At 66.9% G+C, this 20,362-nt stretch carries 21 protein-coding genes and 1 pseudogene; 10 read left to right on the top strand and 12 right to left on the bottom strand.

The window, feature by feature from the left end; genetic code table 11:
• Nucleotides 1–7 precede the first annotated feature (7 nt).
• The 5 genes and pseudogenes from KCN53_RS02710 to KCN53_RS02690 all read right to left on the bottom strand — a co-directional run bounded on the left by KCN53_RS02710 (nucleotide 8) and on the right by KCN53_RS02690 (nucleotide 4,903).
• Nucleotides 8–742, bottom strand: a complete 735-nt coding sequence (locus tag KCN53_RS02710; protein ID WP_088711557.1) for a peptidylprolyl isomerase — start codon at nucleotides 740–742, stop codon at nucleotides 8–10.
• Between the two features lie 89 nt (nucleotides 743–831).
• Nucleotides 832–2,613, bottom strand: coding sequence for a YadA-like family protein (locus tag KCN53_RS02705; protein ID WP_172406172.1), 1,782 nt, complete (start codon nucleotides 2,611–2,613; stop codon nucleotides 832–834).
• A gap of 95 nt (nucleotides 2,614–2,708) precedes the next feature.
• Nucleotides 2,709–3,299 (bottom strand): annotated as a pseudogene (locus KCN53_RS16230) (hypothetical protein); the annotation flags it as partial.
• Nucleotides 3,300–3,605: 306 nt separating this feature from the next.
• Nucleotides 3,606–4,364, bottom strand: a complete 759-nt coding sequence (locus KCN53_RS02695) for an anti-sigma factor (RefSeq protein ID WP_088711560.1) — start codon at nucleotides 4,362–4,364, stop codon at nucleotides 3,606–3,608.
• A complete protein-coding gene (locus KCN53_RS02690; RefSeq protein WP_088713332.1) occupies nucleotides 4,361–4,903 on the bottom strand; it encodes a sigma-70 family RNA polymerase sigma factor in 543 nt (180 codons plus the stop codon). The genes KCN53_RS02695 and KCN53_RS02690 overlap by 4 nt, the downstream gene beginning before the upstream one ends.
• Before the next feature lie 179 nt (nucleotides 4,904–5,082).
• On the opposite strand from KCN53_RS02690, the gene KCN53_RS02685 reads away from it, so the two are divergent.
• The 3 genes from KCN53_RS02685 (at nucleotide 5,083) to ribA (ending at nucleotide 7,602) form a co-directional block, all read left to right on the top strand.
• Nucleotides 5,083–5,682 (top strand): LolA family protein, encoded by a 600-nt coding sequence (locus tag KCN53_RS02685; protein ID WP_088711561.1) that lies wholly within the window; start codon nucleotides 5,083–5,085, stop codon nucleotides 5,680–5,682.
• A gap of 67 nt (nucleotides 5,683–5,749) precedes the next feature.
• Entirely contained in the window at nucleotides 5,750–6,541 is a 792-nt protein-coding gene (gene xth, locus KCN53_RS02680) for an exodeoxyribonuclease III (protein WP_088711562.1), read from the top strand.
• A 5-nt stretch (nucleotides 6,542–6,546) separates the two neighbouring features.
• Nucleotides 6,547–7,602 (top strand): GTP cyclohydrolase II, encoded by a 1,056-nt coding sequence (gene ribA / locus KCN53_RS02675; protein ID WP_088711563.1) that lies wholly within the window; start codon nucleotides 6,547–6,549, stop codon nucleotides 7,600–7,602.
• 28 nt (nucleotides 7,603–7,630) lie between these two features.
• Here the strand turns inward: ribA and KCN53_RS02670 are convergent, their stop codons facing one another.
• The gene (locus KCN53_RS02670; RefSeq protein WP_088711564.1) at nucleotides 7,631–7,897 is read right to left on the bottom strand and encodes a BolA family protein; all 267 of its coding nucleotides are present in this window, start codon (nucleotides 7,895–7,897) and stop codon (nucleotides 7,631–7,633) included.
• Between the two features lie 45 nt (nucleotides 7,898–7,942).
• Between KCN53_RS02670 and KCN53_RS02665 the strand changes: the two genes are divergently transcribed.
• The 3 genes from KCN53_RS02665 to KCN53_RS02655 all read left to right on the top strand — a co-directional run bounded on the left by KCN53_RS02665 (nucleotide 7,943) and on the right by KCN53_RS02655 (nucleotide 10,929).
• Entirely contained in the window at nucleotides 7,943–8,533 is a 591-nt protein-coding gene (locus KCN53_RS02665; protein WP_088711565.1) for a J domain-containing protein, read from the top strand.
• 52 nt (nucleotides 8,534–8,585) lie between these two features.
• Nucleotides 8,586–9,605: a cobaltochelatase subunit CobS gene (gene cobS, locus KCN53_RS02660; protein WP_088711566.1), complete on the top strand. Its 1,020-nt coding sequence runs from the start codon at nucleotides 8,586–8,588 to the stop codon at nucleotides 9,603–9,605.
• Nucleotides 9,606–9,684: 79 nt separating this feature from the next.
• On the top strand, nucleotides 9,685–10,929 hold the full coding sequence (locus tag KCN53_RS02655; RefSeq protein WP_143712176.1) for a serine hydrolase domain-containing protein: 1,245 nt from the start codon (nucleotides 9,685–9,687) through the stop codon (nucleotides 10,927–10,929).
• Here KCN53_RS02655 and KCN53_RS02650 read toward each other — a convergent pair.
• From KCN53_RS02650 to KCN53_RS02640, 3 genes are all read right to left on the bottom strand, one after another.
• The gene (locus KCN53_RS02650; RefSeq protein ID WP_088711568.1) at nucleotides 10,910–11,323 is read right to left on the bottom strand and encodes a hypothetical protein; all 414 of its coding nucleotides are present in this window, start codon (nucleotides 11,321–11,323) and stop codon (nucleotides 10,910–10,912) included. The genes KCN53_RS02655 and KCN53_RS02650 overlap by 20 nt on opposite strands.
• A gap of 77 nt (nucleotides 11,324–11,400) precedes the next feature.
• Nucleotides 11,401–12,003, bottom strand: coding sequence for an SDR family oxidoreductase (locus KCN53_RS02645; protein WP_088713333.1), 603 nt, complete (start codon nucleotides 12,001–12,003; stop codon nucleotides 11,401–11,403).
• A 134-nt stretch (nucleotides 12,004–12,137) separates the two neighbouring features.
• On the bottom strand, nucleotides 12,138–12,452 hold the full coding sequence (locus KCN53_RS02640) for an antibiotic biosynthesis monooxygenase family protein (RefSeq protein ID WP_088711569.1): 315 nt from the start codon (nucleotides 12,450–12,452) through the stop codon (nucleotides 12,138–12,140).
• A gap of 279 nt (nucleotides 12,453–12,731) precedes the next feature.
• On the opposite strand from KCN53_RS02640, the gene cobT reads away from it, so the two are divergent.
• The 3 genes from cobT (at nucleotide 12,732) to KCN53_RS02625 (ending at nucleotide 16,673) form a co-directional block, all read left to right on the top strand.
• On the top strand, nucleotides 12,732–14,606 hold the full coding sequence (gene cobT, locus KCN53_RS02635) for a cobaltochelatase subunit CobT (RefSeq protein ID WP_088713334.1): 1,875 nt from the start codon (nucleotides 12,732–12,734) through the stop codon (nucleotides 14,604–14,606).
• Between the two features lie 175 nt (nucleotides 14,607–14,781).
• Nucleotides 14,782–15,393, top strand: coding sequence for a glycine zipper 2TM domain-containing protein (locus KCN53_RS02630; protein ID WP_088711570.1), 612 nt, complete (start codon nucleotides 14,782–14,784; stop codon nucleotides 15,391–15,393).
• A gap of 170 nt (nucleotides 15,394–15,563) precedes the next feature.
• Nucleotides 15,564–16,673 carry an esterase-like activity of phytase family protein gene (locus KCN53_RS02625; RefSeq protein WP_088711571.1) on the top strand — a complete coding sequence of 370 codons (1,110 nt, stop codon included), beginning with the start codon at nucleotides 15,564–15,566 and terminating at the stop codon, nucleotides 16,671–16,673.
• On the opposite strand, the gene gshB is transcribed toward KCN53_RS02625, so the two are convergent.
• Genes gshB through rsmI form a run of 3 tightly spaced genes read right to left on the bottom strand, consistent with a single transcriptional unit; the run spans nucleotide 16,670 to nucleotide 18,891 of the window.
• Nucleotides 16,670–17,611 (bottom strand): glutathione synthase, encoded by a 942-nt coding sequence (gene gshB / locus KCN53_RS02620; protein WP_088711572.1) that lies wholly within the window; start codon nucleotides 17,609–17,611, stop codon nucleotides 16,670–16,672. The two genes, KCN53_RS02625 and gshB, sit on opposite strands and share 4 nt — an antisense overlap.
• 51 nt (nucleotides 17,612–17,662) lie before the next feature.
• The gene (locus KCN53_RS02615; RefSeq protein ID WP_088711573.1) at nucleotides 17,663–18,025 is read right to left on the bottom strand and encodes a YraN family protein; all 363 of its coding nucleotides are present in this window, start codon (nucleotides 18,023–18,025) and stop codon (nucleotides 17,663–17,665) included.
• Nucleotides 18,022–18,891 (bottom strand): 16S rRNA (cytidine(1402)-2'-O)-methyltransferase, encoded by an 870-nt coding sequence (rsmI, locus tag KCN53_RS02610; protein ID WP_088711574.1) that lies wholly within the window; start codon nucleotides 18,889–18,891, stop codon nucleotides 18,022–18,024. Before rsmI ends, KCN53_RS02615 begins: the two co-directional genes overlap by 4 nt.
• 20 nt (nucleotides 18,892–18,911) lie before the next feature.
• Between rsmI and KCN53_RS02605 the strand changes: the two genes are divergently transcribed.
• The gene (locus tag KCN53_RS02605; RefSeq protein WP_088711575.1) at nucleotides 18,912–20,318 is read left to right on the top strand and encodes a penicillin-binding protein activator; all 1,407 of its coding nucleotides are present in this window, start codon (nucleotides 18,912–18,914) and stop codon (nucleotides 20,316–20,318) included.
• Nucleotides 20,319–20,362 lie beyond the last annotated feature (44 nt).

The raw sequence follows: 20,362 nt of genomic DNA, 5'->3' as shown, positions 1-20,362 counted from the left end.
CGTCGGACTAGGACGACGGATCGGTTACGCGCGCGCCGGTAACGTCGACCTCTTCGGCAAGGATTTCGCCTTTCAGGACGCCCTCGCCTTCATCGGGATCGATGGCGCCGTTCCAGATCGTCTTGACCGTTTCCATCCCTTCGACCACGCGGCCAAACACGGCATAGCCCGGCGTACCGTCGTCGCGGGCATCCCAAGCGGGCTGGTCGCCGACCATGATCAGGAAGTCGGCGTCGGCCGTCCCGGGCGCGCCGCGCACCATGGAAATGGCGCCGTCCTCGTGCGTCAGGCCGGTCTCGCTGGTGGGTTCATGCGCGATCGGGTCGAAGACATAATCGGGATGCTGGCGCAGGCCGAACTGGACGAAGCCCTTGGCGCCGCCGTCGGCTTTCTTGCTGGCGCGGTAGAAGGCTGCGTTCTCCAGCCGGCCGGCTTCGATATAGCGCAGGAAATTTGCCGCCGTAACGGGCGCCCGCTCGCTTTCGATCTCGAACACGATGGTGCCCGCTTCGGTCTCGAGCGCCACGCGCTCGGTCGCGAACGCGGTCTCGCCGGCCTCCTCGCCAAGGGCCGGCGGCGGCGGGCATTCGGGCGGCAGATCGGCGGCCGCATCTTCCGCAGCGCTCTCTTCCTCTGCCTCCTGCGCCGCGGCGGGAGCTGCCACCAGCATCGGCGCGAACAGGATAGCGGCGAAAAACGGGGCGAAAAACGGGGCGAAAAAAAAGGCGAGGATCGGGCGCATGGCGAAACGCTAGCACCGCGAGGGCCGGACAGAAAGAGGGGCGCTCCCGCGATGGGAACGCCCCTCTCGATTCAGGTTTGGGCCGGGCTTTACCAGGCAACCTGGAAGCCGGCGCGCGCGCCGACCTCGCCGGAATCGAAACCGACGCCGACACCGGCGGAGATGGACGACATTTCGCCCACCGCCGCCGAAATCGCCGAGGAAACGGCCGACTTGTTGTTGTAGTAGCCGACGCCGCCCGACAGGGCGAAGGACGCGCCGGCGGGAATGGCCGGCGTTTCCATCGACAGGGCGAGCGCGACGCCTTCATTGGCCCGGTCGGTTTCGCGCCGGTTGCTGTCGGCCAGGTCGAACATCGCCTGCGTCTGCTGCTGCAGCGCTTGGATTGCGCCCGTATTGGCCGCAATCGCGCTCTGGTTCGCCATGACGTCATTCGCCGAGGCGATGCCGCCTGCCATGCCGAGCGTGGAGGTGCCGAGCGTACCGCTGGCGTCGGCGGTCACCAGGCTCAGCGGGCCGGTCTGGCTTGCCGTGCTGCCCGACAGGCTGCTGACGACGACCTGATTTTCGCCCGTCGCCTGCGCCCCCGCACCGATGGCGACACTATTGGTGCCGCTCGCGGTGGCGCCGTCGCCCATGGCGATCGAATCGTCGCCGGAGGCCGTTGCGGCATTGCCGACCGCGATGGCCTGCGCGCCGCTTGCCACGGCATCTTCCGCGCCGGCGAAGCTCTGGTCGCCCGACGCTGTGGTCTGGTGACCGACGGCCGTGCCCATCGCGCCGGTGGCGCTCGCCTGCCAGCCAAGCGCGGTCGCGCCCGGCGTCATCGCCATCGACTCGCCGCCGACGGCGACGGTCGAGTTGCCGATGGCCTGCGCGCCGCCCGTCCCGTCGACGCCGCCGCCGATGGCCACGGCATCGACACCGTCTGCGACGGCGGCTTCACCGACGGCGGTAGAGGCAAGCCCGGTCGCGGAGGACAAGTGGCCGAGTGCGGTGGACCGCTCTGAATTGGCAGCGGCCTGCCAGCCGAAGGCGCTGGCACCGGGGCCGGTTGCAACGCCTTCTCCGCCGACGAGCGTGGTCGAGTTGCCGGTGGCGGTGGCATTCGCGCCAATGGCCACTGCGTCGACACCGTCCGCAACCGCGCCATCGCCCGTGCCATTGCCGTCCGAGCCCAGCGAGATCGCGCCGACCTGACGCGCTTCTGCGTCCGAGCCGAGTGCGATGCCGGCATCGTCGGTCGCCAGGGCGCCGAAGCTGCCGCCATCGGTATTGCCGCCGATGGCGATGCCGCCTGCACCCTGGGCAGCCGCAGCTTCACCCATGGCAGTCGAGTTGAAGCCGGACGCGGTGGACAGGTGGCCCACCGAGGTCGCCCGCTCGCCGGTCGCATTCGCGCGCCAGCCATAGGCCGAGGATCCCGCCTCGGTCGCGGTGGCCTGTCCGCCGACTGCGGTCGAGGATGCGCCGCTGGCGGTCGTTGCGCTGATGTCGTTGTCGGGATCCATGTCCTCGTTCACATCGGCAATGCCGTTTCCGTCGGCGTCCTCGAAGGACCGGTTGCCGCCGATGGCGACCGCGTCGCCGCCCGATGCCACGGCCATGTTGCCGATGGCGACGGCATTGTCGCCGCTGGCTACGGCATCTTCGGCGCCGGCGAAGCTCTGGTCGCCCGACGCGGTGGTCTGGTGGCCGACGGCGGTGCCCATGGCGCCGCTCGCTTCGGCCTGCCAGCCAAGCGCGGTCGCGCCCGGGGTGTTGGCGATCGATTCGCCGCCCACGGCTGTCGTCGAATTGCCGAGCGCCTGCGCGCCGCCGGAGCCATCGACGCCGCCGCCGATGGCAACTGCGTCAACGCCGTCTGCCACGGCGGCTTCACCGACGGCGTAGAGGCAAGTCCGGTTGCGGAGGACAGGTGGCCAAGCGCGGTGGCGCGCTCGGATGCGGCATCTGCACGCCAGCCATAGGAGGTTGCGCCCGGGCCGGTTGCATTCGACTGCCCACCGACGGCCGTGGTCGAGGGGCCGGTCGCGACTGCCGCCTGATTCCCATTGTCGTCGATACCGTCGCCATCTGCATCGACGAAGTCGCGGTTGCCGCCGATGGCGATGGCATCGCCGCCCGTCGCCACGGACTTGTTGCCGATGGCGATGGCATTACTGTCATCGGCAACCGCATCCTCGCCCACGGCTACCGACTGGTCGCCGGAGGCGGTGGTCTGGTGGCCGAGGGCCGTGCCCATCGCGCCCGATGCGTCGGCCTGCCAGCCAACGGCGGTAGCGCCCGGCGTCGTGGCGCTGGATTCGCCGCCGACGGCGACGGTGGAGGGACCGGTTGCGGTGGCCGGAGCGCTGCCGGCATCGTCCGAACCGACAGCGACAGCGTCGGTCCCGGTTGCAATCGCGCCATTTCCGACTGCGGTTGCGCCTGCCGCGCCGTCCGTCTCGGAATCGGTGCCGCATTCGGTACTGGCCGTGCCGGTTCCGTCATTGCAGGGGGCGGTCTCGTCCGCGAAGGCAGCCGTGCCCGTCAGCAGGGCGGCGGCGCCGGTCATGGACAGAAGCGCTGCCCGCGTCGTTGAAAATGTCACTGAAAGTTTCTCCCTCATTTGTGAATTGCGAGGGGAAAGCGGCCCCGACGGGGGGTCGGATTGCCGGGGCGCGCTCCCTCACAAATGAGAAGGGCAATCCACCCGCGGCGATCGGGAAGGGACCGCGGGGCTTTTCGTCCTCCACACCCGGTAAGCAACTAGGGTGCGAAAGGAGGTACGAGCCGTTCAGCGGTTCGGATGCATTTGAAAATGCTATCTTTTGTTAAGCGCTGTTAAGTCTGGAACCCGCCCGGTGCCGGCTTCGTTTGATCAGATGGCCGACAGCGTGCCGGTGCCGACAATCGGGCCTGTGGGCGCCCCCGTCGGCGACCCCCCTTCAGGCTCGATGGAGATGGCGAGAGTGGCCTCCCGGTCGAACCCGTCCGGAAGCTGCACGCGCGCACCGTCGGCGGCATCGATCAGGCCTAGCGACCTCGGTGTTCCGTCGCCCGGGATGAACCAGAGTTCCGGAACCTGCTCGCTGCCCGCCGCGATCGACACGGGCGCAACGACCAGTTCGCCGCTGTCGGGCAGATAGGTGATCACCGCGACCGGAATGCCCTCTTCGGGCGACACCCTCGCGGCCAGCACTTCGGCCGGTCCCTGCGGCCTCGCCGGGGCCTCGGCGCCGGTCGGCGGCATATATGTCCCATGTTCGGGCCTTTCCGGGGTGTCGAGCAGCAGGAAGGCGCCCAGCGTGGCCGCGATAAACGTCATCGCAACGCCGTAATTACGCCAGAAGGCGGGCACGACGTTCTTCGGATTGTCGTTGCTTGCGCGCCGCAGCGCGCCGCCCCGGTCGAGGCGCCGCTTCAGGCTCGCCAACACCTCTTCGGAGGGCGCGATTTCGGGACTGTCTTCGAAGAGCGGCGCGACGAACCGTTCCCAGCGCGCGACCTCCCTGCGGAACGCCTCGTCCGTTTGCAGGCGAACGCGCGCCTGCTGATGCTCCGCGTCGGACAGCAGGCCGAGGACGAACTCGGCTGCGTCGATCGACGGTCTGTCGGGGGCGGGAATGCCGTCGCTCATGGCTCCAGACACTCTTTCAGCCGCAGAAGCGTCCGCCGGATGCGGCTTTTCATCGTTCCCAGCGGCACCGAATCTCGCTTGGCGAGCGTTGCATAGGTTGCGCCTTCGAAAAAGGCGCGGTGGATCGCGCTGCGATGCCGGTCTTCCAGTGAATCGAGGCACTCGGCCAGAAGGCGTTCCTCGTCGGCCTGGAACGCCAGGGCCTCGGCATTGGGCGACTGGTCGGCGACCGACCGGTCCCACATGGCGAAGGGCGGGGTCGAGCTTTCCTTGCGCATCCAGTCGATGGCGCGGTTGCGCGCGATGGTGCACAGCCAGGTGATCACCGCGCCCTTGCCGCTGTCATAAGTGCGCGCGCCCTTCCAGACGGAGACATAAACCTGCTGCAGGATTTCTTCGGCTTCGTCGCGGTCTTTCACGATCGGCAGGATCACGCCGAACAGCTTGGCGGACGTACGGGAATAAAGCGGGCTCAGGGCGTTGCGGTCGCCGCTCGCAAGCGCGGTCAGCAACTCTGCCAGATCGTCGCTTCGTTCCATCGCCGTACCGCTTGGCGCATATTGTATGACGATTCCAGTATTTTTCTCCGGAACTTCTTGCCGGGAAAGGTCCTTTTCGTTCAGCCCGGTTTCGTTCATCCCGGCGCAATTCAAATCCCGTTCAACCGGGGTCTGTTAGATCCCGGACCAGTTCTTGTTGCAAAGGCTGTTCTATCAAGATGAAGAAGCTCCTCGCCATGCTTGCGCTGCTGACCGCAGTCGCCGCCCAACCGGCCTCCGCGACGCTGCAGCAGCTCACCTCGCACCTGCAGGCGACCGATACGATGACGGCGCGCTTTTCGCAGACCGGCGCCGACGGCCGCACGGTCAATGGCCGTCTCTATCTGGAGCGTCCCGGAAAGATCCGCTTCCAGTATCAGAAGGGCATTCCCCTTCTCGTCGTCGCGAACGGGCGCAGCCTCGATGTCGTCGACTATGAGGTCGACCAGGTGCAGCGCTATCCCATCGGGGAGACGCCGCTCTCGGTTCTGCTCGACCCGAATGCCGAGCTGGCCAAGTTCGCCGAAGTGAAATCCTCCTCGGCCGATGCGCTGGTGATCGAGGCGCGCGACCGGAAGCATCCCGAATATGGCATCATCACTCTGTTCTTCGAGCGCGATGGCGCCGCGCCGGGCGACCTGCTGCTGCACGGCTGGAACGTCGTCGATTCCCAGGGCAACAACACCCGCGTCGTCCTCTCCGACGTGAAGTTCAACGTCGACCTGCCGAAAAACGCCTTTCGCTACACCGATCCGCGCGGGCCGCGCCGCCGCCGCTGAGGGGTGCCTGCGCTCCGGCGCGTCGCGATGCTTGGAAAAGGCACGGACCGCCTGCTAGCAGGCGGCCATGCCCACACTCAAACTCGCCAGCTGGAATATCAATTCGGTCCGCGCGCGGCTGCCTATCGTGGGGCAGCTGATCGAAGCGGAGGCGCCGGACATCATCTGCCTGCAGGAAACGAAGGTTCGCGACAGCCAGTTTCCGCACGCCGACTTCGAAGAGGCCGGCTATGTCCACCGCTACCTGCATGGCCAGCCCATGCACCACGGCGTCGCCATTCTCTCGAAGGTGCCGCTGCAGGAGGAGCGCCGCTACGACTGGCAGGACAATGGCGAGGCGCGGCATATCGGCGTTCGCCTTCCGAACGGCGTGCTTTTGGAGAATGTCTATATTCCCGCGGGCGGCGACGTCCCCGATCGCGAGGAAAATCCCAAATTCGGCCAGAAGCTCGACTTCTATGAGCGCATGATCCGCTGGTCGGAGGCGCTCGACGTGCCGACGATCATGATGGGCGATTTCAACATCGCGCCGCTGGAATGCGACGTCTGGAGCCACAAGCAGCTTCTCGGTGTCGTCAGCCATACGCCGCTCGAATGTGAAACCATGGAACGGCTGCGCGCCAGCAACGACTGGGTCGACATCGGCCGCGAATTCGTTGCCGCGCCCGAGCGGCTCTACACCTGGTGGAGCTACCGGGCGAAGGACTGGAGGAAGTCCGACCGGGGCCGCCGGCTCGACCATGTCTGGGTCTCGCCCGAGCTGAAATCCCAGGTAAAGGCCCACCGGGTGCTCGAGGATGCGCGGTCCTGGGACCGGCCCTCCGACCATATTCCGCTGATCACCGAGCTGGAGCTCTGAAGGTCATGTCCGTCGCCGCGGAGCGCGTCCTCGACGAGTTGAAACGCGGCCGCGCCGTCCTCATCGGCGGCGCTGACGGACTGGCGGTGCTCAGTGTCGAGCTTGCCACCGAAGAGGCGCTGTCCCTGTTCGACGGCGACGGCCGCGCCGACCTCCTCATTACCGACAAGCGCGCCCAGTCGCTCAACCTCGCCAACCAGCGGCCCGCGGCGGGCATGCGCGCCGTCAGGCTTGCCCGGCCCGACTGGATCGACGCGGCCGGCTCGGTTGCCGTCGCCGACCCCGTTCTCGACTTGTCTTCGCCGCTGAAGGGCCCGTTCAGCACCCGGCCGGTCGGCGACGATTCGCTGGCTGCTGCCGCTTTGCAGGCGGCAAAGCTGGCAGGATTGCTGCCTGCCCTGCATGTGCGGGCGGCACGTCCTGCCGACGCGGAGTTGCTGTCGGTTCCCGCGGCTGAGATCATGTCGCTACGGGCGCCCGAGACCTTGCGGGAAATCGGCCGCGCGAAGCTGCCGGTAAAGGGCGCCGAGGACGGGCGCGTCGTCGCCTTCCGCAGTCCCGGCGGACCCGAGCATCTCGCGCTTCTCGTCGGCCGCTGGGACCGGGGCACGCCGCTGACCCGGCTGCACAGCGCCTGCCTCACCGGGGACGTGCTCGGCAGCCTGAAATGCGACTGCGGCGACCAGCTCCACGCGGCCGTTGCGGCGATGACCGAGGCCGGCGGCGGCATCCTCCTGTATCTCCAGCAGGAGGGGCGCGGCATCGGCCTGATCAACAAGCTGCGCGCCTACGCCCTTCAGGACCAGGGCTATGACACGGTCGATGCCAATCTGCGCCTCGGCTTCGAAATCGACGAGCGCGATTTCGGCATCGCCGCAGCCATGCTGAAGATGCTCGGCGTCTCATCGATCCGGCTCCTTACCAACAATCCCGGCAAGGTCAGCGGCCTGTCGGCGCTCGGTATCGACGTGACCGAGCGCGTTCCTCTGGTGGCCGGCCATGGGCCGCTCAACGAGGGCTATCTGGCTACCAAGCGCGACCGCACCGGCCACCAGTTCTGACAGCGGCCGGACTCGCATAGGGCCGGGCTCAGGGCGCCTCCGCCTTGATCCGCAGCGCGTGGATCCGGTCCATCAGGTCGCCGAGCGCGTTGAACACCGCGCGCTGCCTTGCCACCCGCGACAGCCCCTCGAACCGCGACGCGGCGATCTCCACCGCGAAATGGCTCTCGCCGCTGCCGTCGTCGCCGGCATGGCCGGCATGCAGCGCGCTCTCGTTTTTGACGGTCAGCCGGTCCGGCGCCAGTGCGGCTTCCAGCCGCCGGGTCATCTCGGCCTCTACCTGTCCGCTTGCCATAATCCGCTCCTTTCACAGCTCTGTTCGGCTCCTATATGGGGCTTGGTGAGCGAAGGACACGGAAGCCGCCCGGACAAAGATTCCCCGCCCCGCCGCCGCCGCGAGCGGTTCCATGGCAGGGTCGAGCGCGACGGGCTCTGCGAACGCCCCGGCTGCCGGGAACCCGGCGAGTTCCGTGCGCCCCGGTCCGGCAGCGGCAGCGGCGACGGTCCCCCCGACTGGCAGTATTTCTGTCTCGACCATGTGCGCGAGTTCAACGCCGGCTATTCCTGGCGCGGGGACGACGCGCGCAAGAGCCAGCGCACCTGGGATCGCGCGACCTCGGCCTTTGCGTCGAACGCCTACGCAGGTGCGTTCGACGACGAGCTCGGCATCATGCGCGGCCGCTTCGGTCCCGACGTGTTTCCGGAGACCGCAGCCGACAGCGGCGTTCGCCTGTCACCCGAGGACCACCGCGCGCTCGAGGCGTTCGGCCTCGACCGCAAGGCCTCGATGCGCGACATCCGCGCCCGCTACAAGGAGCTGGTGCGCCGCTTCCATCCGGACATGAACGGCGGCGACCGGTCGCATGAAGGCGAGTTGCAGGCCGTGATCGATGCCTATACGCAACTGCGGCGCAGCCCCGCCTTTTCCTGAACCCTTAGATTCCCCAGCCGCACAGACCCGCGAAAACGTCTAGAGGAGCCGTATGGCAACCCTTCCCGCCCAGAGCACCGCGCAGAACGAAGACAGTTCCACGCTGATGACCGCGCCCGACACGGAGGTCGATGCGCGCCAGACCTTCGGCGTCGATATCGACCTGAAGATCCCGGCCTTCAGCCAGGCGGACGAGCGCGTGCCCGACATGGACCCGGACTATGTGTTCGATCCCGACACGACGATGGCGATCCTCGCGGGCTTCGCCTTCAACCGGCGCGTCATGGTCCAGGGCTATCACGGCACCGGCAAGTCCACGCATATCGAGCAGGTGGCGGCGCGGCTGAACTGGCCCTGCATCCGCATCAACCTCGATTCGCATATCAGCCGTATCGACCTGGTCGGCAAGGATGCGATCGTTCTTCGCGACGGCCAGCAGGTCACCGAGTTCCGCGAGGGGCTGCTGCCCTGGGCGCTTCAGCATCCGGTCGCGCTCGTGTTCGACGAATATGATGCCGGCCGTCCCGACGTCATGTTCGTGATCCAGCGCATCCTTGAGGTCGAGGGCAAGCTGACGCTACTCGACCAGAACCGCGTCATCCGGCCGAACCCGTTCTTTCGCCTGTTCGCCACGTCGAACACGATCGGCCTGGGCGATACGTCGGGGCTCTATCACGGCACCCAGCAGATCAACCAGGGTCAGATGGACCGCTGGAACATCGTCACGACGCTCAACTATCTCGATGCCGATCACGAGATCGATATCGTCCATGCAAAGGCGGGCGACTCCTTCTCCGGCGGAGAGGGGCGCGAGAAGATCGAGCGAATGGTGCAGGTCGCCGACCTGACGCGGCAGGGCTTCATGAACGGCGACATCTCGACGGTGATGAGCCCCCGGACCGTGCTTACCTGGGCGCAGAATTCGGGCATTTTCGGCGATCTGGGCTTCGCCTTCCGCGTCAGCTTCCTCAACAAGTGCGACGAGCTGGAGCGGCCTCTGGTGGCGGAATATTACCAGCGCGTTTTCGGGGAGGACCTGCCCGAAAGCATCGTCGGCCAGGCGCGCAAATAGGCGCGCGCTTTTCCACGAATGCTCCTCGGCGTTCGACGGACGCTCTGGTTTGACGGTACTCATCGGCTATCAAGCCGGAATGATTGATATTTCGGGCCGCCGCGCCCTGTCCGCCCTGCCTGCTTTCGCCGCCTTGTCGGCTCTCGCCGTTGCTGCCTGCGCGCCCGCCGCCGCGCCCGGGCGCCTGGCGTCTGCGGAGGTTCCGGCCTCTGCGGAGGCCGAGGACGCCGATTTCGTGACTGCCAGCGGAAAGCCGCTTTCGGTTCGCCAGATCGATGCCTTCGTCGAGCGGCAGATGCGTGACCTCGACATGCCGGGGCTCACCGTGGCCGTCTTCGACGATGGCGAAATCGTTTACGAGGACGCGCGCGGCCTTGCGAACACGGCTACCGGCAGGCCGGTTGAGGACGGCTCCGTTTTCGAGGCGGCCTCCATGTCGAAGACCGTCTTTGCCTATATGGTGATGCGGCTTGCCGACCGCGGCATCATCGACCTCGACAGGCCGCTGCACGAATATCTGCCGATGGAGGAGCTGGCTCACGATCCGCGTTACCGCGAGATAACGGCCCGGATGGCGCTGTCGCATCGCACCGGCTTTCCCAACTGGCGCTGGTTCGACCCGGCGCCGGAGAGCTGGGGTATCCAGCGTGGCACCATGTATATGAAGGCCGATCCGGGGACCTACACCTATTCGGGTGAAGGCTACGCCTATCTGTCCGAAGTCGTGGCGAAGCTGACGGATACCGACATGACGACTCTAGACGGCGTGTTCCAGCGGGAGGTGGCAGAGCCGCTCGGCATGACGCAGTCTTCGTTCATCCGCACCGACTATGTCGCCGAGCATAAGGTGACCGGACATTTCGGGCGCGAGCCGTCGGACGAGGTATGGCCGCGATCTTATCCCGACGATACGCCGCTGACGTTCGGCGCCGCGGGCCGGCTGCACACCAATGCGCCCGAGTTCGCCCGCTTCCTGATCGCCCTGATGGAGGGTGAGGGGCTGTCGCCCGAGGCGCATCGCGACATGTTCGCCAAACATACCCAGGTGCCGCTGGACAGTGAAAATCACCGGATTACCGGCGAAACCGGATGGGGGCTGGGGATCGCCATCGAACCCACGCCTTACGGCACGCGCTACGAGCATGGCGGCAACAACGGCGAATTCCAGTCGGGCTACATAATCTTTCCGCAGCGGCGCATGGGCTTTGTCTTCATGACCAATTCCGACCGCGGTCAGGAATTCAACGCGGCGATCGAGCAGTTCCTCACGACGGGGGCTGAGGCATTGCCCTCTTCCGCGGTCGCTAGTCAGCCGGATCGGTAGGCGCGCGGTCCCGCTCGCGGGGGCTGAATTCGTACAGCAGCATCAATGCACCCCAGACGCACAGCGTTGGAAACAGGGTTTCGGGGATGGCGCCGACGGCTTCCTCGTAGATGAACAGATAATGATATGCTGCGAACATCAGCAGCATGCCGAAGGCGCTGTAGAGACGGCGGCGACTGTTCGCGACGGTCAGGATGGCGGCGATTAGCACCGCCGTCATGACCAGAAGGAGAGTATAGTCCGCCGTCGCCATGCTCTCGATCCGCGCGAAGGCGACGCCGACAATGGCCCCGAAGAACAGGTTCAGGCTGTCGACGGCGGCGCGATACTCCTCGCGCTGCATGATGTGTTGCTGGTTCAGCCAGCCATAAACCGCCTTCGCCTGTTTGCGCATGTTCGACCCTCCCGCCAGCCGGCGCCGAGGGCGCAGCCTAGCGGGGGATCGAGGCGCGGTGAAGTTGGCTTGCGAGTTTAGGCGGCAAGTGATTCCATGTGAAAGGCGCGGTTTTCCAGTCGCGGATCGACCAGCGCCTGCGCCATGATCGCCGCGACGTCGCCGCGCGCGGCCTTGCCCTCGACATCGACGTCGTCGCCCAGGCGTACCTTCCGGTCGCCGTCTTCCTGGGTCAGCGCCACGGGGCGCACGATGGTGTAGGTCAGCCCCGACGCCATCAGATGCTCGTCGGCCTCGTGCTTGGCGTCCATATAATGGGCAAGATCGCCTTCGAAGGGCGGATTACCGGCGCCGACGGCGCTCAGCATGATGAACTTGTCCGCATCCGACTTCGCCGCGATGTCGACCAGCCGTTTGGCGCCGTCGCGGTCGACCTTGTCGGTCATGTCGGGTCCGGTGCTGCTGCCGGAGCCGGCGGCGAAGACCACCGCTTCGACGCCGTCGCACTCGCCCCCTTGCAGGTCGGTCAGGTCGCCCTGCCTCAGCTCCGTACCTTCGGGAAGGGAGCTGGTGTCGGAGCTTTCGCGTACCAGGGCGACCGGGGTGTGCCCCGCCTCCGCCAGCTGGCGGGTAAGACGGAGGCCGGTATGTCCGGTGGCGCCTGCGATAAGAACTTTCATGATGAAACCTTTCGAACTCGGGTGAACGACCGGCGCCGCGCGCCTGGCCACTTTCCTGTTCAATTCCCGCGTCCGCCCGATCGTTTCATGGCGGGACATTTCGTCCGCGAAGGATATCTACCGCGCCGACAAGCCTAGCTGGTCGAGTCGAGGATGGCGGTGAAACCTTCCAGTTCCGGGTGGCCGAGATACATGGCGCGGTTGTCGCCGGCATTGCGGTGCGCCGCCCGAAAGGCCTCGGACTTGGTCCACGCCAGGAACGCGTCTTCGCTGTCCCATACCGTGTGCGTCGCATAGAGCACATGGTCGTCCCGCTCGGGCCCGCGCAGCAGCTGGAATTCGCGGTAGCCCGGCACACCGTCCAGATAGGTGTCGCGCTCGCGCCAGACCTGTTCGAAGTCGGCTTCGCTGCCCTTCGCGATACGAAAGCGGTTCATGGCGATGTACATGGGCGGGTCTCCTCTTCGTTCGGGGTCCACATGGGGCGCGCCGGCGGCTGCGTCACCCTCCCACCCTTGTAATGTTGGATTCTCTGGCCAAGCTTCGTCGCATGGCGTGCCTGCCCTCCAAGACGGATCTTTTCTTTCCTCCTGCCGCTGGCGGGTGCGCCCGTCCCTTGCGCGCCTACGCGTATGCCCGTCGCTTGCGCGCCTGCGCGTACGAGTGTGACCTTCTGTGACCTTCGGCAGGTTTGAAGCCACGGCCTCCAGCCCTTACGGGTGGTCTCGATGAGCAACGACAAGTCCAATCCCGTCGAGGAATTCCGCCAGGCGCTCGGCGCCGCCCTGCGTGCCATGGCGCGTACGGAGGAGTATGAGCTCAGCTACACGGCCGACAAGCCGTCGGGCTCGGACAAGGCCGGACGGATTCCGCAGCCTCCGCGCGGACTCCCCGAGCGCGAAGTGCGCGAAGCGCGCGGCTGGGCGGACAGCTTTGCGCTCAGGAAGCGGCATCACGACAGCCGCGCCCATATGAGCTCGCAGCCTGCCGCCGGAGTGGCGCGCGATGTCTTCAATGCGGCGGAGCAGGCGCGCATCGAGGCGCTCGGCGCGAACGCCATGCAGGGTTGCAAGGACAACCTTTCCGCCATGGTCGATGCGCGGGTGCGTATGGACCCGATTGCCCGTGCGCGCGACGTCGACGAAGTCCCGCTCTCGACCGCGGTCGGTCTCATCATGCGCGAACGCCTGACCGGTGCGCCGATCCCGAAGCAGGCCGAGACCGGCGTGGGTCTTGTGCGCGACTGGATCGAGGAAAGTGCGGGGCTTCACCTCGACGAACTGGTCGAGGCCGCGGGCGACCAGAAGGCTTTTGCCAGGCTGACCCGACAGATCCTTCAGGATCTCGACTTGGGCGAGGCCGAATCGGATGAGACCGAGGACTCCGACGAGGAAGACGAGGCCTCCGACGATCAGGACGATCAGGACGGCGACGATGAGAATGACGAGGAGGAGGGTGACGACAGCCCGTCCTCCGGTCAGGATTCGGCGCCCGATACGCGCGGCGAGGAAGAGGAGTCGGAGAGCGAGGAGGGCCAGCAGGACACTCAACTCGACGACGACATGCTGTCGGACGCGGAAATGGGCGACGAGGCCGACGACGGGATGATTCCCTTCCGGCCAAACGCACCGTGGCAGGATCTGCCCGGTCTGTTCGACTACAAGGCCTACACCACCGCCTATGACGAGGTACTGAGTGCCGAAGAGCTGTGCGATCCCGAAGAGCTTGCCCGCCTTCGCGTCTATCTCGACCAGCAGCTCACAAGCCTGCAGGGCGTCGTCGCAAAGCTTGCCAACCGGCTGCAGCGCCGCCTGCTGGCGCAGCAGAACCGCGCCTGGGACTTCGATCAGGAGGAGGGGCTTCTCGACACCGCGCGGCTGGCGCGGGTCGTCGTCAATCCCACTCAGTCGCTCAGCTACAAGATCGAGCGCGACACCGAATTCCGCGATACCGTCGTGACGCTCCTGATCGACAATTCTGGATCGATGCGCGGACGGCCCATTTCCATCGCGGCCATCTGTGCCGACATCCTCGCCCGGACGCTCGAACGCTGCGCGGTGAAGACGGAAATTCTCGGCTTCACCACCCGGGCGTGGAAGGGCGGGTCCAGCCGCGAACAATGGCTGGCGGACGGACGGCCCGCGAAGCCCGGGCGTCTCAACGACCTGCGCCATATCGTCTACAAGAAGGCCGACGAGCCGTGGCGGCGGGCGCGCAAGAATCTCGGACTGATGATGCGCGAGGGGCTGCTGAAGGAGAATATCGATGGGGAGGCGCTGCTCTGGGCGCACAACCGCATCGTATCGCGGCCGGAGGAGCGCCGCATTCTGATGGTGATCTCCGACGGCGCGCCCGTCGACGACTCGACCCTGTCCGTGAATAGCGGCGCCTATCTGGAAACCCACCTTCGGCAGGTGATTGACTGGATCGAGACTCGCTCGCCCGTCGAACTCAACGCGATCGGCATCGGCCATGACGTCACCCGCTATTACCGGCGTGCGGTGACCATCATGGACGCCGAACAACTTGGCGGGACGATGGTCGACCAGCTGGCCCAGCTCTTCGACGAGGACAAGCTTTCGGGCCGCTCCCGCGCCGCCTGATCTTCGTCGGCCAGTCGCCGCTGAATTACGCTGCACGCTTCCTGACTATACTATTCAGTCGGCGTTCAATGCCTCTGGCGCAGTCTTCGAACTGTGGTCGCGGGCATTTGTTAGTCCCCTGTTCCCGTCCGCGGCCACACCCAATGTATTTCGCGTATTCGAAGGGTAGCCAGCCATGTTGAAACCTTTCCTCATCGGAGCCGTCGCCGCGACCGGCTTCGCCGCCACGCCGGCCCTTGCCGACTGGAACGATAACCGCTGGGACAGCCGCGACCGGTACGAACGCGACTATCGCTACGATCATCGCGACCGGCGCGCAGACCTTGCCCGGTCGGCCTATTTCGACGGTCTCCGCGACGGCCGGCGCGGCGCACGCAACGACCGCCGCGACTACCGCGCCAAGTTCGCCCGTAGCGCCTATCAGCAGGGCTTTCGCGAGGGGCGCCAGCAATGGGCGGCCTCGCAGCGTTACCGCAGCCGCGACCGCCATCATTATCGCCGCGACCATCGCACCGACTATCGGCCGGTCTATTACCGCAGTTCGTCCGACTATCGCGGCACCTGGTATGGGCGCGACGACCGGCGCTATTCCAGCTACGAGCGCTGCCGGGCGGACAATGGCGTCAACACCGGCACGCTGGCGGGCGGCGCGATCGGCGGCCTCCTCGGCAACGAGATCGCGAGGCGCGGGGACAAGGTCGCCGGGACCATTATCGGGGCTGCCGTGGGCGCCGTGATCGGGCACGAGGTGGGCAAGGACGACGACCGCCGCCGCTACTGTTACTGAGCCGCGGATAGTCGTGACCTGCGCAGGAGGGCCGTCCGGTCGGCCGCCCTCCTGCGCGGGAATCGGCGCAGCGCGAAGGGTACGATCGCGTCGAGACAGGCGCTTGAAATTCATCTAGATCGCCGGTCGTCAGCTTCGTCCCGAGTCCCATCCAGTTTCAGGCGTATCCCTTGCTCAGCTTCTCCCTGCCGGTCGCTTCCCCATTCCGCGTCACCGCCTATCTTCTCGCCGTCTTCCTGTTCGGTCTGTCCGCCCTCGCCGCCCATGCCGAGGACGGGCCTGTCGATGTCGATGCCGAGCCGCTCCCGCTGCATGCCGAGGACCGGGCGATGGAGCGCGTGGGACGGCTTGCCTATCGCGGCGGGCTGGTCCTCTCCTCGGCGGAGGAGCGCTTCGGCGGCATTTCCGGGCTCCGCTGGCTGGGTGAGGGGAACCGCTTTCTCGCCGTGACCGACCAGGGCGACTGGCTGCGCCTCGACCTGGCCGAGACATCCGGCCTGCTGACGGGGATCGAGCAGGCAGAGATCGGTCTGATGACCGATGCCCGCGGCGCCCCCCTCATCGCCAAGCCGCTGGCGGATGCCGAAGCGCTGAACGTTCGTCGCCATGAGGACGGACTGACTGCCTCGGTCTGGTTCGAGCGGTCGCACCGGCGCCAGACCTTCCGCGTAACCGAGGAGGGTCGTCTGGGCGAGGTGCTGTCGGAAGTGCCGTTCGAGGCCGACCCGCCGCTTGCCGCCAATGGCGGCATCGAGGCGGCGACGAGCATCGACAGCGGCCTCTTTCTCTTCGCCGAGGGCGCCGAGAATAGCGAGGGCCGCATTCGGGCCTTTCGGCGCTGGGACTGCAATGAACCGCGTCCTTGTACCAAGCCGGTCTCGGTGCGCCTGCCCGCGCCTTATCGGCCGACCGACGCCGTCAGTCTTGGCGGCGACCGGCTGCTTCTCCTCAGCCGCCATTTCTCACCGGCAGACGGGGTCAGCGCCCGCATCGACGAGCTGACGTGGCGCCGGGGCACGACGAAAGACGGGAAGCCCTTTGGCGGCTTCTCTCTGAAGCCGGTCGCCTTCCTGAAGCCGCCGCTCGCGACCGACAATTTCGAGGGGATCGCCATTCGGCGCAGCGGCGAGCGCACCTACGTCTATCTGGTCAGCGACGACAATTTCAGCCCGCTGCAACGCACCCTTCTGCTCAAGTTCGAGCTGCTGCCGGAGGAGCGCGATGCCCCTGCAAGACCGAGCGAAGGAAATGCAGACAGGGGGAGCCGGGGCCCGCGCTAAAGCTTCGCTTCGATCGCGTCCCAGATCAGCGCCGGGGTATCGGTGCCGTTATAGCGGTCGATAGCGACGATCCCTGTCGGCGACGTCACGTTGATCTCTGTAAGGAGGCCGCCGATCACGTCGATGCCGACGAACAGCAGGCCGCGGTCCTTCAGGTCGGGGCCAATTCGGGCGCAGATTTCCAGTTCGCGTTCGGTCAGTTCCGTCCTGGCGCCCGATCCGCCCGCGGCGAAGTTGGAGCGGATCTCGCCCTTTGCGGGCAATCGGTTCACCCCGCCGACCGGTTCGCCGTTGACGAGGACGATACGCTTGTCGCCCTCCGACACGGCCGGGAGGAAGGCCTGGGCGATGAACGGCTCTTCGAAAATCGTGCCGAACAGTTCGACCAGCGCCCCCAGATTGCCGTCGCCTTCGTCCAGTTTGAACACCCCTTCGCCGCCCTTGCCGTGCAGCGGCTTCAGGACGATCGACCCATGCCGGTCGCGAAAGGCGCGAATTTCCTCCAGCGAGCGGGAAATCAGCGTGGGCGGCATCAGGTCGGCATAGCGCAGCACGAACAGTTTTTCCGGCGCGTTCCGGACCTCGACCGGATCGTTCACGACCAGCGTCTCGCCCTTCAGGCGCTCCAGAAGGTGGGTCGCCGTGATGTAGCCGATGTCGAACGGCGGATCCTGCCGCATCAGCACGACGTCCGCATCGCTGCCGAGGTCGATCGTCTCGGGCGCGCCCAGCTGGTAGTGATCCCCCTCGACGGCGCGGACCGTCACGGGATGCGCACGCGCCCTGACCCGTCCGCTTTCCCAGCTCAGCGCATCGGGCAGATAGTGCCACAGCCGGTGGCCGCGCTCCTGCGCCTTCAGCATCAGGGCGAAGGTGGAATCGCCCGCAATCTTTACATTCTGGATGGGGTCCATCTGGACGGCGACGTTCAGGCTCATGCCGGGCTCTCTAGTCGCCCGCCCGGCTGCAAGCCAGTCCGTCCGCGCCGCTCAGCCGACGCCAACAATATGAAGCGGCCAGCGGCGGGGAAGCAGGATCACTGCGTCGATGCGCGCGCCCTCCGCGCCCTCCGCGTAGCGCGGCCAAAGCTGCTCGGCGGCAGCGCGCACCCGGCTAAGACGTCCGGGCGCAATGGCGGCATCCGCCGCCGCTTCGTCCGGGCGTGCCTTCACTTCGACGAAGACGACCGTCGCGCCCCGCCGCGCCACCAGGTCGACTTCACCTGCGCGGACGCGGACCCTTCGGTCGAGAATCCGGTAGCCCTTGAACCGCAGGAACCAGGCGGCGGTGGTCTCGGCGCGGCGTCCACGGCGCTCGGCGGCGCGGCGGTCTTCGGCGCGCCCAGCTCTCATTCGGTCTTCAGTTCCAACGCGCGGGCATAAACCTGGCTGCGCGGCAGGCCGAGCTGCGCGGTCACTGCCTTGACCGCATCCTTCAGACTGGCGCTTTCCAGCGCTGCGCGAAGCGCTTCGTCGAGATCTTCGCCGGTGGCACCGCCTTCGCTTTCGGGTGGGCCGATCAGGACGACGATCTCCCCCTTCGGTGGGCCGCGCTCGGCATAATGCGCGGCGAGGCCCGGTAGCGGCTGAAACAGGAACTCCTCGTGCAGCTTGGTCAGCTCGCGGGCGACGCAGGCCTCGCGTTCGCCGAGAATGTCTGCCGCGGCGGACAGGAAGCGGCCGAGACGCGGTCCGGTTTCGTAGAAGACGAGCGTCGCCTTCACCCGTCCCAGTTCGCCGAGCTTATCTTTCAGGGCCTTTTCCTTGGGCGGCGGAAAGCCGGCGAAGAGGAAGCGGTCGGTCGGCAGGCCTGCGCCCGACAGCGCCGCCGTCACGGCCGAGACGCCGGGGACGGGGACGACGCGAACGCCCGCGGCGCGCGCTTCGCGCACCAGCCGGTACCCTGGATCGGAGATCAGCGGAGTGCCGGCGTCGGACACGATGGCAACCGCCTCTGTCTTCGCGCGTTCGATCAGTTCCGGACGCGCGCGCTCGGCGCTGTGTTCGTCATGCCGGATCATGGGGGCACGTGCACCGATATGTTTCAGAAGCTTGCCGGTCACCCGCGTGTCCTCCGCACCGATCAGCACCGCGGCGCGCAGCGTCTCGGCCGCACGCAGGGTCAGGTCGTTCAGGTTGCCGATAGGCGTCGCGACTATATAGAGCCCGGCGGCCGCTTCGGCAGACGGATCGGCATTGTGTTCTTGGGAAGTGTCCACGGCAGTAAAGGGGCTAGGCGATGATGAAGCGACGTACCAGCATGAAAGGAGCCGTGGCGACCGGCCGCCCGCTTCTCTGCGCCGCCCTCGCCATGCTGACCCTCTCTGCCTGCCAGTCCTTCGGCCCTTCCGACGACGACGCGCAGCCCGCTCCGCCGCCCCCGCCGGTCGAAGAAACCGAAGCCGCCCCGCCGCCCCCGCCGCCTGAGCCCGAAGAGGCGCCCGCGCATCAGGTGGCGCTGTTGCTGCCACTCAGCGGACAGAATGAGCGCGTCGGCCGCTCGCTGGCCAGCGCCGCGGCAATGGCGCTGGCCGATACCGGCAGCGAGGAAATCGAGCTCAGGACCTACGATACCGAGGGCTCGGGTGGCGCTGCGGGCGCCGCGCGCCGCGCGGTCGCTGACGGGGCGAAGCTCTTCCTCGGGCCGCTTCTCGCCGAACATGTGCGCGAGGTGCGCGGCGTGGCGAGTAGCGAGAGCATCCCCATCATCAGCTTTTCGAACGATGCCGGTGTTGCCGGCAACGGCGTCTACCTGCTGGGCTTCCAGCCCGATCAGAGCATTTCGCGTGTCGTGCGCTTCGCGCGCAGCCAGGGGGTGCGCGACTTCGCCGCCCTCGTTCCGCAGGGGATCTACGGCCGCCGCGCCAGCCAGGCATTCCTCGACGCGGTGCGCTCCGCCGGTGGGCGCGTCACCGCCATCGAGACGTTCGAGCGTCGACGCTCCGCCCTTGCCGGGGCCGCGCGCCGGCTGACCGACTATGACGCCCGCAGTGCCCGCGCGGCCGAAGGCGGCGTCGTCAGGCGCGACGGTACGGTGGCGAATGTCGAAGACCGGCTTCCCCCGGTTGCCTTCGACGCGCTTCTCATCGCCGACGGCGGCGAAATCGCAGCGGAATTCCTTACCAGCCTCGACCGTTTCGATGCCGGCCCCGGGGACGTTCGCTATCTCGGCACCGAACTGTGGAACGCCGATCCGCGCGTCGCCCGTATCGAGGGACTGCGTGGCAGCTGGTTCGCCAGCGTCTCCGATTCGCGATTTGCCCGTTTGGCGCAGCGTTTCGAACAGCGGTTCGGGGGGCGCCCGTCCCGGCTCGCCAGTCTTGCCTATGATGCCGTCCTCCTGACGGTCGGGCTGGCGGACGAGTGGCCAGAGGGCGGGGACTTCCCCGACTCGGCGCTTACCGATCCCGACGGCTTCGTCGGCATCGACGGGATTTTCCGCTTCGGCTCGAACGGCATCGCGCAGCGCGGCATGGAAGTGCAGGAAATCGGCCCGAACGGCGCGCGCGTCGTGGCGCCTGCCCCCAAGTCCTTCGAGCAGCGGATCAGTTCGCGAGAAGCTGCGCCGCGGCTCGAGGAGGAAGAGGTGGCGGTCGTGACGATCGATCCCGCACTGCCCGTCCTCATGGCTGCGCCCGCCCTCTGATTGGGGAGGCAGCGGCGCCGCCGCTGGGTGGCTAGACCGTGGCC

The sequence above is a fragment of the Pacificimonas aurantium genome, from assembly GCF_020092905.1.
In the GTDB taxonomy this organism is placed as follows: domain Bacteria; phylum Pseudomonadota; class Alphaproteobacteria; order Sphingomonadales; family Sphingomonadaceae; genus Pacificimonas; species Pacificimonas aurantium.
Note: the sequence above shows the minus strand (reverse complement) of the source record. Positions and strands in the feature narration are given on the sequence as shown.